The sequence below is a fragment of the Ruegeria sp. HKCCD7628 genome, assembly GCF_057221005.1.
Genome location: NZ_JBWVBA010000001.1, coordinates 1,042,793 through 1,057,197, shown reverse-complemented (window position 1 = coordinate 1,057,197; position 14,405 = coordinate 1,042,793). Strand labels below are relative to the sequence as shown.

The 14,405-nt window shown below is 56.9% G+C and carries 9 protein-coding genes; 8 read left to right on the top strand and 1 reads right to left on the bottom strand.

Annotated elements, in window-relative coordinates; genetic code table 11:
• Positions 1-45 precede the first annotated feature (45 nt).
• Positions 46-4,287 carry a DNA-directed RNA polymerase subunit beta' gene (gene rpoC / locus AC2TAD_RS05250; protein WP_353393923.1) on the top strand — a complete coding sequence of 1,414 codons (4,242 nt, stop codon included), beginning with the start codon at positions 46-48 and terminating at the stop codon, positions 4,285-4,287.
• 705 nt (positions 4,288-4,992) lie between these two features.
• Positions 4,993-5,862: a DMT family transporter gene (locus AC2TAD_RS05245; RefSeq protein ID WP_480866366.1), complete on the top strand. Its 870-nt coding sequence runs from the start codon at positions 4,993-4,995 to the stop codon at positions 5,860-5,862.
• On the opposite strand, the gene AC2TAD_RS05240 is transcribed toward AC2TAD_RS05245, so the two are convergent.
• The gene (locus AC2TAD_RS05240; RefSeq protein ID WP_480866364.1) at positions 5,847-6,653 is read right to left on the bottom strand and encodes a putative rhamnosyl transferase; all 807 of its coding nucleotides are present in this window, start codon (positions 6,651-6,653) and stop codon (positions 5,847-5,849) included. The genes AC2TAD_RS05245 and AC2TAD_RS05240 overlap by 16 nt on opposite strands.
• A gap of 398 nt (positions 6,654-7,051) precedes the next feature.
• On the opposite strand from AC2TAD_RS05240, the gene rpsL reads away from it, so the two are divergent.
• From rpsL to AC2TAD_RS05210, 6 genes are all read left to right on the top strand, one after another.
• On the top strand, positions 7,052-7,423 hold the full coding sequence (rpsL, locus tag AC2TAD_RS05235; RefSeq protein WP_005621086.1) for a 30S ribosomal protein S12: 372 nt from the start codon (positions 7,052-7,054) through the stop codon (positions 7,421-7,423).
• 15 nt (positions 7,424-7,438) lie between these two features.
• Positions 7,439-7,909, top strand: a complete 471-nt coding sequence (gene rpsG, locus AC2TAD_RS05230; protein WP_039529242.1) for a 30S ribosomal protein S7 — start codon at positions 7,439-7,441, stop codon at positions 7,907-7,909.
• 18 nt (positions 7,910-7,927) lie between these two features.
• A complete protein-coding gene (gene fusA, locus AC2TAD_RS05225) occupies positions 7,928-10,045 on the top strand; it encodes an elongation factor G (RefSeq protein WP_480866362.1) in 2,118 nt (705 codons plus the stop codon).
• 60 nt (positions 10,046-10,105) lie between these two features.
• Positions 10,106-11,281 (top strand): elongation factor Tu, encoded by a 1,176-nt coding sequence (gene tuf, locus AC2TAD_RS05220; RefSeq protein ID WP_170356932.1) that lies wholly within the window; start codon positions 10,106-10,108, stop codon positions 11,279-11,281.
• Between the two features lie 274 nt (positions 11,282-11,555).
• Complete coding sequence (locus AC2TAD_RS05215; protein ID WP_480866361.1) at positions 11,556-13,268, top strand: amidohydrolase; 1,713 nt, start codon at positions 11,556-11,558, stop codon at positions 13,266-13,268.
• Positions 13,269-13,617: 349 nt separating this feature from the next.
• A complete protein-coding gene (locus AC2TAD_RS05210; protein WP_480866359.1) occupies positions 13,618-14,364 on the top strand; it encodes an FkbM family methyltransferase in 747 nt (248 codons plus the stop codon).
• Positions 14,365-14,405 lie beyond the last annotated feature (41 nt).

The window sequence follows — 14,405 nt, the reverse complement described above, 5'->3', positions numbered from 1 at the left end:
CTGCCCTTTCTCCCGTCCCCCCTTCCGCAAGATTTGAGGTAACAAATGAACCAGGAAATCACCAACAACCCGTTCAACCCGCTGACGCCCCCGAAGGTTTTCGACGAGATCAAGGTCTCGTTGGCGTCGCCCGAGCGGATCCTGTCTTGGTCCTATGGCGAGATCAAGAAACCCGAAACCATCAACTACCGGACGTTCAAGCCTGAACGTGACGGCCTGTTCTGCGCGCGTATTTTTGGCCCGATCAAAGACTACGAATGTCTGTGCGGCAAATATAAGCGGATGAAGTATCGCGGCGTTGTCTGCGAGAAGTGTGGCGTTGAAGTCACTCTGCAAAAAGTCCGCCGCGAGCGTATGGGCCACATCGAACTGGCAGCACCCGTTGCGCACATCTGGTTCCTGAAATCGCTGCCGTCCCGCATCGGTCTGATGCTGGACATGACGCTGCGCGATCTGGAACGCGTCCTGTACTTTGAAAACTATGTCGTCATCGAGCCCGGTCTGACTGACCTGACCTACGGCCAGATGCTGACCGAAGAAGAGTACATGGATGCGCAGGATGCCTATGGCATGGACGCGTTCACCGCGAATATCGGTGCCGAAGCCATCCGTGAGATGCTGGCCCAGATCGATCTGGAAGCCGAAGCCGAGCAGCTGCGCGCTGATCTGGCCGAAGCAACCGGCGAACTTAAGCCCAAGAAGATCATCAAGCGCCTGAAGGTTGTTGAGAGCTTCCTCGAGTCGGGCAACCGACCCGAGTGGATGGTGATGACCGTGATCCCGGTCATTCCGCCGGAACTGCGTCCGCTGGTTCCGCTGGATGGTGGCCGTTTCGCGACTTCGGATCTGAACGATCTGTATCGCCGCGTCATCAACCGGAACAACCGTCTGAAGCGTCTGATCGAACTGCGCGCACCTGACATCATCGTCCGCAACGAAAAGCGGATGTTGCAGGAATCCGTTGACGCTCTGTTCGACAACGGCCGTCGTGGCCGCGTAATCACTGGCGCAAACAAGCGTCCGCTGAAATCGCTGTCGGACATGCTGAAGGGTAAGCAGGGTCGCTTCCGTCAGAACCTTCTGGGTAAGCGGGTCGACTTCTCGGGCCGTTCGGTCATTGTGACCGGTCCGGAACTCAAGCTGCACCAGTGTGGTCTGCCCAAGAAGATGGCGCTGGAGCTGTTCAAGCCGTTCATCTACTCGCGCCTTGAAGCCAAGGGTCTGTCTTCGACCGTGAAACAGGCGAAGAAACTGGTCGAAAAAGAGCGTCCCGAAGTGTGGGATATCCTCGACGAGGTGATCCGCGAACACCCTGTCATGCTGAACCGTGCACCGACGCTGCACCGTCTTGGCATTCAGGCGTTCGAGCCCGTTCTGATCGAAGGTAAAGCCATCCAGCTGCACCCGCTGGTCTGTTCGGCCTTTAACGCCGACTTCGACGGTGACCAGATGGCCGTTCACGTCCCGCTGAGCCTTGAGGCCCAGTTGGAAGCGCGTGTTCTGATGATGTCGACGAACAACGTTCTGTCGCCTGCAAACGGCGCGCCGATCATCGTTCCGTCGCAGGATATGATTCTGGGTCTCTACTATGTGACGCTGGAACGCGAAGGCATGCCGGGCGAAGGCAAGGTGTTCGGGTCGATCGACGAAGTTCAGCACGCGCTGGATTCCGGCGAAGTGCACCTGCACTCGAAAATCACCGCGCGGATCACGCAGATCGACGACGAAGGCAACGAGGTTCAGAAGCGTTTTGAAACCACTCCTGGCCGTCTGCGCCTGGGTGCATTGCTGCCGATGAACAACAAAGCACCGTTCGAGCTGGTCAACCGTCTGCTGCGGAAGAAAGAAGTGCAGCAGGTGATCGACACCGTCTACCGCTATTGCGGTCAGAAAGAGTCGGTTATCTTCTGTGACCAGATCATGTCGATGGGCTTCAAAGAAGCGTTCAAGGCGGGCATCTCGTTCGGTAAGGACGACATGGTCATTCCGGACGACAAGTGGGGCATTGTTGATGACACCCGCGGTCAGGTGAAGGACTTTGAACAGCAGTACATGGACGGCCTGATTACTCAGGGCGAAAAGTACAACAAAGTTGTCGATGCCTGGTCGAAGTGTAACGACCGCGTCACCGAGGCCATGATGTCGACGATTTCGTCGTCGGATCGGGCAGCGGACGGTTCTGAGCAGGAGCCGAACTCGGTCTACATGATGGCCCACTCGGGCGCGCGTGGCTCGGTCACTCAGATGAAACAGCTGGGCGGTATGCGCGGCCTGATGGCCAAGCCGAACGGTGACATCATCGAGACGCCGATCATCTCAAACTTTAAAGAAGGTCTGACCGTTCTCGAGTACTTCAACTCGACCCACGGTGCCCGTAAGGGTCTGTCGGATACCGCTCTTAAGACGGCGAACTCGGGTTACCTGACCCGTCGTCTGGTGGATGTGGCGCAAGACTGTATCGTTCGTGAGATCGACTGTGGCACCGAACGTGCGATCACTGCCGAAGCCGCCGTGAATGACGGTGAGGTTGTTGCTTCGCTGGCCGAGCGCGTGCTGGGCCGTGTATCTGCTGACGACGTTCTGCGTCCGGGTACGGATGAGGTGCTGGTTGCAGCTGGTCAGTTGATCGACGAACGCATGGCCGACACTATCGATGAAGCTGGCGTTGCCTCGATGCGCATCCGCTCGCCTCTGACCTGTGAGTCCGAGGAAGGCGTCTGTGCCACCTGCTACGGTCGTGACCTTGCACGCGGTACCATGGTGAACACGGGTGAGGCTGTCGGCATCATCGCCGCGCAGTCGATCGGTGAACCCGGTACACAGCTGACCATGCGGACCTTCCACATCGGTGGCGTTGCGCAAGGTGGTCAGCAGTCGTTCCAGGAAGCGAACCAAGAAGGTGTTGTCGCGTTCGAGAACCCGCAGATTCTGATCAATGCCGCAGGCGAAAGCCTGGTCATGGGCCGGAACATGAAGCTGGTGATCAACGACGAACACGGCGAAGAGCGTGCCAGCTTCAAGCTGGGCTACGGCTCCAAGCTGTTCGTCAAGGATGGCGCCAAGGTTGCTCGCGGCGACAAGCTGTATGAATGGGATCCCTACACTCTGCCGATCATCGCCGAGAAAGCCGGTACCGCGAAATATGTCGACCTTGTTTCGGGCATCGCTGTCCGGGATGAGACCGACGATGCAACCGGTATGACCCAGAAGATCGTGATCGACTGGCGCGCCGCCCCCAAAGGCAGCGACCTCAAGCCCGAGATCATTCTGGTCGGTGAAGATGGCGAACCAGTCCGCAACGATGCGGGCAACCCGGTTCACTATCCGATGTCGGTGGATGCGATCCTGTCGGTCGAAGATGGTCAAACTGTCGAAGCTGGTGACGTTGTCGCGCGTATCCCGCGTGAAGGCGCCAAGACCAAGGACATCACCGGTGGTCTGCCGCGTGTGGCCGAACTGTTCGAAGCCCGTCGTCCGAAAGATCACGCGATCATCGCAGAAGCCGATGGTTACGTGCGCTTTGGCCGCGACTACAAGAACAAGCGCCGCATCAGCATCGAGCCGGCTGACGAGTCCATGGAGACCATTGAATACATGGTGCCCAAGGGCAAGCACATCCCGGTCGCCGAAGGGGACTTCATCCAGAAGGGTGAGTACCTGATGGACGGTAACCCTGCTCCGCATGACATCCTGTCCATCATGGGTGTCGAAGCGCTGGCGGATTACATGATCGACGAGGTGCAGGACGTGTATCGTCTGCAGGGCGTGAAGATCAACGATAAGCACATCGAGGTTATCGTGCGCCAGATGCTGCAGAAGTGGGAGATCTTGGATTCAGGCGACACCACCCTGCTGAAAGGCGAGCATGTCGACAAGCAAGAGTTCGATGCGGCCAACGAGAAGACCATCGCCCGCGGTGGTCGTCCGGCACAGGGCGAGCCGATCCTTCTGGGGATCACCAAAGCCTCGCTGCAAACGCGTTCGTTCATCTCGGCGGCGTCGTTCCAGGAAACCACTCGCGTGCTGACCGAAGCCTCGGTTCAGGGCAAGAAAGACAAGCTGGTTGGCCTGAAAGAGAACGTCATCGTTGGTCGTCTGATCCCCGCTGGTACCGGTGGCGCGACTCAGGCCGTGCGTCAGGTGGCCCAAGGTCGCGACAACGTCGTCATCGAGGCGCGCCGGGAAGAGGCCGAAGCAGCCGCTGCTCTGGCTGCTCCGGTTATTGACGACGACATGGTCGGTGATGAGCTGGACATCGTGGTCGACGCCCCCGAAAGCCGCGAATAAACACGGTTTCAGAGCAAAGAACAGGCCCTGCGGAAACGCGGGGCCTTTTTTTGTTGTTGTGGTCTTGCCGAACAGAGCGCCGATCGTATCAAAAAAGGCGCGCGGTGGGCTCAGGCAATGCGACAGATGTGCGTTCAAGTGCTCAGATTCAGGAACAGAACGCCAAGCGCAACCTCCACAAACGCGCCCGTCGCAAACCAATTAAGAAGTAGTTTTCCGCTTAGCGCACTTCGATAGACGCCGAGAACAAACAAGACTGGAATGGCGGCGATCCAAACAATGGTCAATATGGCAACAGGCACTCCAAACGCGCCCGGCGTGTCACCGTTTTTCACGGATTCCGGTGCCAGATCAGAAATTGCTTGAAGGTTGAAAAATAGGAAAAACACAACAACGAGCTGAGAGCGCCCCAAAACACTAAGTCAAATCTGATAGGGGTCGGGCCAGGCTGAGATCTGCGGGTTTTCGACTGTGTCACGCGCGCCTTTGGTTGCGGCTGATCACCACGGGTTTGGTAGCGATGTGGTCGCTGACCAAAACCTTGAGAATTCTTCTCAAACACAATGTCTCCAGAAAATTAGCTTTAGAATGGTCAAACCGTTCAACACATTGGTGCGATCTGCAATTCACTTTTCCAGCCACGTCTATTGACTTGCAGCGCGTCATCCCCGCGAATGAGCACGAAAATATCTGAGTTCTGTTTCCATGTCTCCAAACATAAAAGGCGCCCTGCTGATGATGGGCAGCATGGCGGGCTTTACCATCAATGATACGCTGATCAAGCTGGCAGGGGAGCAGGTGCCTTTGTTCCAGATGGTGGCGATGCGCGGGGCTTTGGCGACGGTTCTGGTCTATCTCTTGGCGCGGCATTTGGGGGCTTTGCATCTGAACTTTCCACGCCACGACAAATGGCTGATCGCCGCGCGTTGTCTGGCCGAGTTGTCGGCCACGTTCTTCTTTTTGACTGCGTTGTTGCACATGCCATTGGCCAATGTGACCGCCGTGTTGCAGGCGCTACCACTGACAGTGACTTTAGGCGCGGTGCTGTTCTTTCGGGAGCAAATCGGTTGGCGGCGGATCGTGGCTATCGGGTTGGGCTTTACTGGCATGCTGCTGATCGTCCGGCCGGGCCCCGAAGGTTTCAGCATCTATGCCATCTACGCTCTGATTGCGGTATTGTCCGTCACTGTGAGGGATCTGATCACGCGGCGCATGACCGTTCATGTGCCTTCGCTGACGGTGACGCTGGCGACATCGGTTACTATTACGGTGTCGGCCGGGATCGCCTCTGCGACCACGGGCTGGCAACCTGCCCCATTCGACGCGGGGGTGATGATTGCCTGCGCTGCGGTGTTTGTGCTGATCGGGTATCTGTGCAGCGTCATGGTCATGCGCGAGGGCGATGTGGGTTTCATCGCGCCATTCCGTTATTCAAGTCTGCTGTGGGCGCTGGCATTGGGCTGGGTCGTGTTCGGAGATTGGCCTGATGCCGTCACCATGGCTGGCGCTATTTTGGTCGTCGGCGCCGGGCTGTTTACTCTATTCCGCGAACGTGCGGTTCATACAGCCGAGTGAACCCGACGCACGGCGTCCTGATCGATGGCAAAGCGGGCGATGAACTCGCCCTCTTGTTCGGGGGTCAGGGGTGCAAGCTGGGTGTTGCTTTTGCGGGCATGGGGTGAATCGTTGAACGAATTCAGCGTGCGCACCCACATCGGCGCGTCTGGATAGCTGATCACCGGCATGTAGTTTCCGATCCTGTGATGCCCAAAATTCATGATTGTCAGATCACTTCCACCCCGCACGTACATGGCAAACCCGATCCCCAGCAGCGGTTGAAACACCTGCGCGGCGTGAATGCCCTCGGGCCCGAACCGCGCCAGGAACCCTTGGTTATAGTCGATGGCGACCGTTTTGTGGTTGCGCATCAGCGCGCCGCCTTCGTCAGCGGCGATACGTAGCCGTTCGACGAAATCCACCGACACGGCGTCGTCATCATCATGCCGGAACTGGATGCAGGGCACGTTGGGATCGTGACGCGCGGCGTTCAGGATCTCTTTCATCACCCGGCGGTGGCGCATGGGACGACGGGCGATGATCTGCACCTGTTTCATGCCTGCGGTCAGGTCGTGCAGCCGATCAAATGCGGGTTTCGGCAGGCAATCCCCGATCACGATGAGCAATTGGAAATCTTCATCCGTCTGTTCGCGCAGACAGGGCAGGGTGGTGGTTTCAAACAGGCGAAACCTCTCTTCCAGCCGGGTAGGGTGGTAGAGATAGGCGCGCCGTTCCTCGATCGTGTCATGTTCGACCTGAAAGCCGCCATGGGCGGGGTAGGAAAAGCGGCACAGGCCGATGATTTGCATGGGTCATCCGTGGTGCGTGGCGTTGTCCCCGACTATGCCCCTGCGCCCCCGAACCCGCAATGGCAAGCAGCACTGGCGGCCGACGATCGGACCGTATAAGTCAACGGAATGCAGGCTGATAGGCGACGGGTCCGGTGTACTGTTGACACTTGCGCCGACTCCCCTTAATACGCGCCCATCTCGGTACCGGGGGCCGCCTCAAAACCGATCTCAGTAATGGACTGGTCAAGACCCGAACAATTTTGCAGTTCGCGTCCTCTGATAACCAACCGCGACGTTCACCTCGGAATGGGAACGCTCGCGGGTTTTGCGCTTGTGGACGCATGAGTGCAGCAAAGTTTAACCGCACGCAATGCGCGTGCATGTCATGTGTGTTGCAAAACGGGGAAGAAACCGGAATGCCAACTATTCAACAGCTGATCCGCAAGCCGCGGCAGCCCAAAGTAAAACGCTCGAAGTCCATGCACCTGGAGCAGTGCCCGCAGAAACGCGGCGTCTGCACCCGTGTGTACACCACCACACCGAAAAAGCCGAACTCGGCTATGCGTAAGGTTGCCAAAGTGCGCCTGACCAACGGGTTCGAGGTCATCTCGTACATCCCCGGTGAAAGCCACAACTTGCAGGAACACTCGGTTGTTCTGATCCGTGGCGGCCGTGTAAAAGACCTTCCCGGTGTGCGTTACCACATCCTGCGCGGTGTTCTGGATACTCAGGGCGTCAAAGATCGTAAGCAACGTCGTTCGAAATACGGCGCGAAGCGTCCCAAGTAAGAAGGAGAGGCTGATATGTCACGTCGTCACGCCGCCGAAAAACGCGAAGTCCTGCCTGACGCCAAATTTGGCGACAAGGTTCTGACCAAGTTCATGAACAACCTGATGATCGACGGCAAGAAGTCGGTCGCAGAGCGCATCGTTTACAACGCCTTTGACCGCGTTGAGAACAAGATCAAGCGCGCACCTGTTGAAGTGTTCCACGAAGCGCTCGACAACATCAAACCGTCGGTCGAGGTTCGCTCGCGCCGGGTTGGTGGTGCAACCTATCAGGTTCCGGTCGAAGTGCGCCCCGAGCGCCGCGAAGCACTGGCCATCCGCTGGCTGATCACCGCCGCCCGTGGCCGCAACGAAAACACCATGGAAGAACGCCTCGCCGGTGAGCTGCTGGACGCTGTACAGTCCCGCGGTACTGCCGTGAAGAAGCGCGAAGACACCCACAAGATGGCCGAGGCGAACAAAGCCTTCAGCCACTACCGTTGGTAATCCAGAGGCTTATCCAAAATGGCACGCGAATATCCGCTCGAACTATACCGTAACTTCGGTATCATGGCGCACATCGACGCAGGTAAGACCACCTGCTCGGAGCGTATCCTGTATTACACTGGTAAATCCCACAACATCGGTGAGGTGCACGATGGTGCAGCCACCATGGACTGGATGGAGCAGGAGCAGGAACGCGGCATCACCATCACTTCGGCTGCGACCACCACTTTCTGGGAGCGCACCGAGGACGGTCAGACCGCCGATACCCCCAAGCACCGCCTGAACATCATCGACACCCCCGGCCACGTTGACTTCACCATCGAAGTTGAGCGTTCGCTGGCGGTTCTCGACGGTGCCGTCTGCGTTCTGGACGCAAACGCCGGTGTTGAGCCCCAGACCGAAACCGTGTGGCGTCAGGCTGACCGCTACAAGGTTCCGCGTATGGTTTTCGTCAACAAGATGGACAAGATCGGCGCAGACTTCTTCAACTGCGTTCGCATGATCGAAGACCGCACCGGCGCACGCGCTGTTCCGGTTGGTATTCCGATTGGTGCCGAGTCCGAGCTGGAAGGTCTGGTCGACCTGGTCACCATGGAAGAATGGCTGTGGCAGGGCGAAGATCTGGGCGCAAGCTGGATCAAAGCGCCGATCCGCGACAGCCTGAAAGACATGGCTGACGAATGGCGCGGCAAGATGATCGAAGCGGCCGTCGAAATGGACGACGACGCGATGATGGAATACCTGGAAGGCAATGAGCCCGACGTTCCGACCCTGCGCGCCCTGCTGCGCAAAGGTACTTTGGACATCGCGTTCGTTCCGGTTCTGGGTGGTTCGGCGTTCAAGAACAAAGGTGTTCAGCCTCTGCTCAACGCTGTGATCGACTATCTGCCCAGCCCGCTGGACGTTGTTGATTACATGGGCTTCAAACCCGGCGACGAGGAAGAAGTTCGTGACATCGCCCGTCGTGCTGATGACGACATGGCCTTCTCTGGTCTGGCGTTCAAAATCATGAACGACCCCTTCGTTGGCTCGCTGACCTTCACCCGGATCTACTCGGGCACCATGAAAAAGGGTGACTCGATCCTGAACTCGACCAAAGGTAAGAAAGAGCGCATCGGTCGTATGATGATGATGCACTCCAACAACCGGGAAGAGATCGAAGAAGCGTTTGCAGGCGACATCATCGCGCTGGCGGGTCTGAAAGACACCACCACCGGTGACACCCTGTGTGACGCGAAAGAGCCGGTCGTTCTGGAAACCATGACCTTCCCCGATCCGGTGATCGAGATCGCGGTTGAGCCCAAAACCAAGGGCGACCAAGAGAAGATGTCCCAGGGTCTGGCCCGTCTGGCCGCCGAAGACCCGTCCTTCCGTGTGGAAACTGACTTGGAATCCGGTCAGACCATCATGAAGGGCATGGGCGAACTTCACCTGGACATCCTGGTTGACCGTCTGAAGCGCGAGTTCAAGGTTGAAGCGAACATTGGTGCACCGCAGGTGGCCTATCGTGAAACCATCTCGATGCCGGTCGAGCACACCTACACCCACAAGAAACAGTCGGGTGGTTCGGGTCAGTTCGGTGAAGTTAAGCTGGAAATCCAGCCGACCGAGCCAGGCGAAGGTTATTCGTTCGAAAGCCGCATCGTTGGTGGTGCCGTTCCGAAGGAATACATCCCGGGTGTTGAAAAAGGCATCAACTCGGTCATGGATAGCGGCCCGCTGGCTGGTTTCCCCGTGATCGACTTCAAGGTTGCCCTGCTGGACGGTAAGTTCCACGACGTTGACTCGAGCGTTCTGGCGTTCGAAATCGCGGCCCGTATGTGTATGCGTGAAGGCATGCGCAAAGCTGGCGCGAAACTGTTGGAACCGATCATGAAGGTCGAAGTGATCACTCCGGAAGAATATACCGGCGGTATCATCGGCGACCTGACCTCGCGTCGTGGCCAGGTGTCTGGTCAGGAACCGCGCGGCAACGCGATCGCGATCGATGCGTTCGTTCCGCTGGCGAACATGTTCGGCTACATCAACACTCTGCGTTCGATGTCGTCGGGCCGTGCCCAGTTCACCATGCAGTTCGATCACTACGATCCGGTTCCGCAGAACATCTCGGACGAGATCCAGGCGAAATACGCATAACCAAAGATTTGAGGGGGTCCGGTTCACGGGCTCCCTTCATTACCGAAAAAGGAGGCCATCATGGCAAAGGAAAAGTTTGAGCGTACAAAACCGCACGTCAACATCGGCACGATTGGCCACGTTGACCATGGTAAAACCACGCTGACCGCAGCGATCACCAAGTATTTCGGTGACTTCAAAGCGTATGACCAGATTGACGGTGCGCCGGAAGAGAAAGCGCGCGGCATCACCATCTCGACCGCCCACGTGGAATACGAGACCGAGAACCGCCACTACGCGCACGTTGACTGCCCCGGCCACGCCGACTACGTCAAGAACATGATCACCGGTGCTGCCCAGATGGATGGCGCGATCCTGGTTGTGAACGCCGCTGACGGCCCGATGCCGCAAACGCGTGAGCACATCCTGCTGGGCCGCCAGGTTGGCATCCCGAAGATGGTCGTGTTCATGAACAAAGTTGACCAGGTTGACGACGAAGAGCTGCTGGAACTCGTGGAAATGGAAATCCGCGAGCTGCTGTCTTCGTACGAATACCCCGGCGACGATATTCCGATCGTTGCAGGTTCGGCTCTGGCCGCGATGGAAGGCAACAACCCGGAAATCGGCGAAGAGAAAATCAAGGAACTGATGGCGGCTGTTGATGAGTACATCGATACCCCTGAGCGCGCTGTTGACCAGCCGTTCCTGATGCCGATCGAAGACGTGTTCTCGATCTCGGGCCGTGGTACCGTTGTGACCGGTCGTGTTGAGCGTGGCGTGATCAACGTTGGCGACGAGATTGAAATCGTCGGCATCCGTGACACTTCGAAAACCACCTGCACCGGCGTTGAAATGTTCCGCAAGCTGCTGGACCGCGGTGAAGCGGGCGACAACATCGGCGCCCTGCTGCGTGGTGTTGACCGTGACGGCGTTGAGCGTGGCCAGGTTCTGTGTAAGCCGGGTTCGGTTACACCGCACACCAAGTTCGAAGCCGAAGCCTACATCCTGACCAAGGAAGAAGGCGGTCGTCACACGCCGTTCTTCGCGAACTACCGTCCTCAGTTCTACTTCCGTACAACTGACGTGACCGGCACCGTGACCCTGGCGGAAGGCACCGAGATGGTCATGCCTGGCGACAACGTGTCGTTCGGCGTTGAGCTGATCGCGCCGATCGCGATGGAGCAGGGCCTGCGCTTCGCGATCCGCGAAGGCGGCCGCACCGTCGGCGCCGGCGTTGTGTCGAAAATCACTGAGTAATCGGTGACGGTGCTGAGATTATTCGTCGAATAATCTCGGGCCTAAACGTTGCACTAAAGAAGGCCGTTCCACAGGGGCGGCCTTTTTCGTTTTTGGCGAGGCTCAAATCGATGCTAAAATATATCACATTGAAATGTTTGGATTGAAAAGGAACCTCAGGATGCCTTTAGCAATACGTTCGCTTTGTTTTGCCGCAGCAATTTCTTTTTCAGCCACTTGTGCGTTTACACAACAAATTGCCGATCGTATTTATTCAGGCGGCCCCATTGTAACGATGAATGATGCACTCCCTTCCGTCCAAGCGGTCGCGGTCAAGAACGGTCGTATTCTGGCGGTTGGATCTCTGTCTGATCTCTCGGTGCATGAAGGTGAGGGCACACAAACTTTCGATCTGAATGGGCGCGCACTTCTTCCGGGCTTTGTTGACAGTCATGGGCATGTTGTGATGGGCGGGCTGCAGGCATTGTCGGCCAACCTGCTTTCGCCACCTGACGGAGAAGTCACGGATATCGCCAGCCTGCAAGCCACACTGTCGAATTGGGCAGAAGAAAATTCAGAGGCCGTCGAACAGGTGAAAATGATCGTTGGTTTTGGATACGACAACGCTCAACTGCAAGAGCTGCGTCATCCCACGCGAGAAGACCTTGATGTAGTTTCCAAGGACTTGCCCGTCATAATTATCCATCAGTCCGGGCATCTGGGAGTCGCGAACACAAGGGCTTTGGAGTTGGCTGGCATTACGGCCGCTTCAGAAGCTCCGCCGGGTGGCGTGATTCAGCGCGATGAAGAAGGCGAACCCAACGGTGTTCTGGAGGAATATGCCTTTTTCTCGGTTCTTGTGCCGATGCTGGGAAATCTGGGTGAGGAAGGTCTAGTGGCCTTCGCCCGTGCCGGAGCCGACCTTTGGGCCAAGTTTGGGTATACGACCGGACAAGAGGGGCGATCTTCTGGTGAGATCGTAGAGGTACTAAGAAAGGTCGGTGCCACGGAAGGACTTCCCATCGACGTTGTCGCGTTTCCTGACGTATTGGAGGCCCGGGATTATATTCGCGACAACACCTCTGCGGACTACGTCGACCGGGTTCGGGTCGGCGGCTGCAAACTTACAATCGACGGGTCACCGCAGGGTTTTACTGCTTTGCGGGATCGTCCCTACTATGATCCAGTCGGCACCTATGATGCCGGCTACGCAGGATATGCTGCAATAACAATGGATCAACTGCAGGACGCTGTGAACTGGTGTAATGAGAATGGGTTCCAGATCCTTGTGCATTCAAACGGAGAAGGCGCGTCGGACATGCTGATTGCCGCACTGGAAGAAGCGCAACTCAAATATGGCGATCCGGGCAACCGCCCGGTTCTGGTGCACGGGCAGTTTCTGCGGGAAGATCAAGTGGCCAGCTTCAAGCGCCTCGGGGTCTTTCCATCACTTTTCCCGATGCACACCTTCTATTGGGGCGACTGGCACCGTGATCATACTGTTGGACCAGTGAACGCCGACAATATCTCGCCCACTGGATGGCTCCGCGAACGGGATATGATTTTTGGCACGCATCACGACGCGCCCGTCGCCTTTCCAGACAGTATGCGTGTTCTTGCGGCAACGGTGACCCGCCGCACCAGATCGGGTGATATTCTTGGGCCTCATCAGCGGGTTGATGTCATGACCGCCTTGAAGGCGATGACGATCTGGCCCGCGTGGCAGCACTTTGAAGAGGACAGCAAGGGCTCAATTGAGGTCGGAAAAGTTGCGGATTTTGTGATCTTGTCCGACGATCCCACGTCTGTGAATCCAGAGACTTTGGCGGGCCTCAAAGTGCTTGTAACCGTCAAGGGGGACGAGATTGTCTACGAGGCTGAGGAAGGCGTTGAAGAAGGCAAACTGCAGTTTTTCCCGTTTTCAACAGACCCTGTCATTGCCCATCTTTTCATGCACGCAGTCTATCAAGGTCTGAAGGTCGAAGAGCCTTGGCTTGTAAAGAACTAAGGTATGGTTGATGGGTTTAACTGCAGAGGCGTCAACTCGAGTCTGGTTGCAGGGTAAGACTTTATGGTGCTCTCATTGCGATGACGAGCGAAGGAAGTCATTTCGACAGCGCCCGTATTGCTTGTAGTGGTCTTGAGTATGCGGCGGCGCGGATGGGATTAATCGCCGAATAATCTCAGGCCCTGATGTTGATTCAACCGCTTATAATGCTGCGTTTTGCAAATAGGTTATTTGGGAACGCATATTCCATTCCACCAACGAGATTCCCGATTGTGCTTTGTCAGTCATGGTGTTTCTTTAGCCGTGCTGTCGCATGGGATGCCTTCCCCGCGCATAGGAGAGCTTAAGAATGGACGACATCGAAATACGCTTGACCCGCCGTCTGAAACGTCGAGGGTACCAAGTTTCCCCTGACAAAGAGACAGGCAGTTACATCGCAGGTCTGGGGTTCGATGTTGCGACAGTTTTCGATGTCGGTGTCGCCGGTGGGACCGCGCACCTGTACGAGGCTTTTCCGACGACAAAATTTGTGTTGATCGAGCCGATCTCTGAGTATGAGGACAAGCTGAGACGAAATTGGAGCGACAAGATCGACTTTGACTTTCATGCCTGCGGAGTCGGCTCCCAGGCCGGGCAAACGACGCTGCGTATTCCAACAGTCGGCCACCGTTCCATGGGCACGAGAGCTACCATGATGACGTTTGACGAGGCTGCGCGTGCCCATACTAAGGCCATCGAAGAACGTCAGGTCCCGGTTCGGACGTTGGACGACATCGCCGTGGATTATCAGGGGCCCTACGGGTTGAAGATTGATACCGAGGGTTTCGAAGTCGAGGTGATCCAGGGTGCTTCAGAAATGCTGAAAAACTGCGCCTTTGTCTTGGCCGAGGTCTCGGTCCGGCGCCGTTATGAAGGTGGCTATAAGTTCAGTGATTTTGTAGCCGTTATGGCTGCGCATGGATTTGAACTACACGATTTTACTCGGCCACCTTCGCCCGAGGCGACCGACTGCGATGCAATCTTCGCACCGTTTGAAGGCCCGAGATTTGATTATCGAGACGCCAAGCTGTCGCGCATCGTTCAGAAAAGCAAGTAAACCAAGAACACTCGACCGGGCAGGGTGTGGATATACTGCCT

Excerpts from the sequence above, each read along its gene's own strand:
- rpoC (WP_353393923.1), top strand. The coding sequence starts at position 46 with ATGAACCAGGAAATCACCAACAACCCGTTCAACCCGCTGACGCCCCCG.
- AC2TAD_RS05245 (WP_480866366.1), top strand. The coding sequence starts at position 4,993 with ATGTCTCCAAACATAAAAGGCGCCCTGCTGATGATGGGCAGCATGGCG.
- AC2TAD_RS05240 (WP_480866364.1), bottom strand. The coding sequence starts at position 6,653 with ATGCAAATCATCGGCCTGTGCCGCTTTTCCTACCCCGCCCATGGCGGC.
- rpsL (WP_005621086.1), top strand. The coding sequence starts at position 7,052 with ATGCCAACTATTCAACAGCTGATCCGCAAGCCGCGGCAGCCCAAAGTA.
- rpsG (WP_039529242.1), top strand. The coding sequence starts at position 7,439 with ATGTCACGTCGTCACGCCGCCGAAAAACGCGAAGTCCTGCCTGACGCC.
- fusA (WP_480866362.1), top strand. The coding sequence starts at position 7,928 with ATGGCACGCGAATATCCGCTCGAACTATACCGTAACTTCGGTATCATG.
- tuf (WP_170356932.1), top strand. The coding sequence starts at position 10,106 with ATGGCAAAGGAAAAGTTTGAGCGTACAAAACCGCACGTCAACATCGGC.
- AC2TAD_RS05215 (WP_480866361.1), top strand. The coding sequence starts at position 11,556 with ATGAATGATGCACTCCCTTCCGTCCAAGCGGTCGCGGTCAAGAACGGT.
- AC2TAD_RS05210 (WP_480866359.1), top strand. The coding sequence starts at position 13,618 with ATGGACGACATCGAAATACGCTTGACCCGCCGTCTGAAACGTCGAGGG.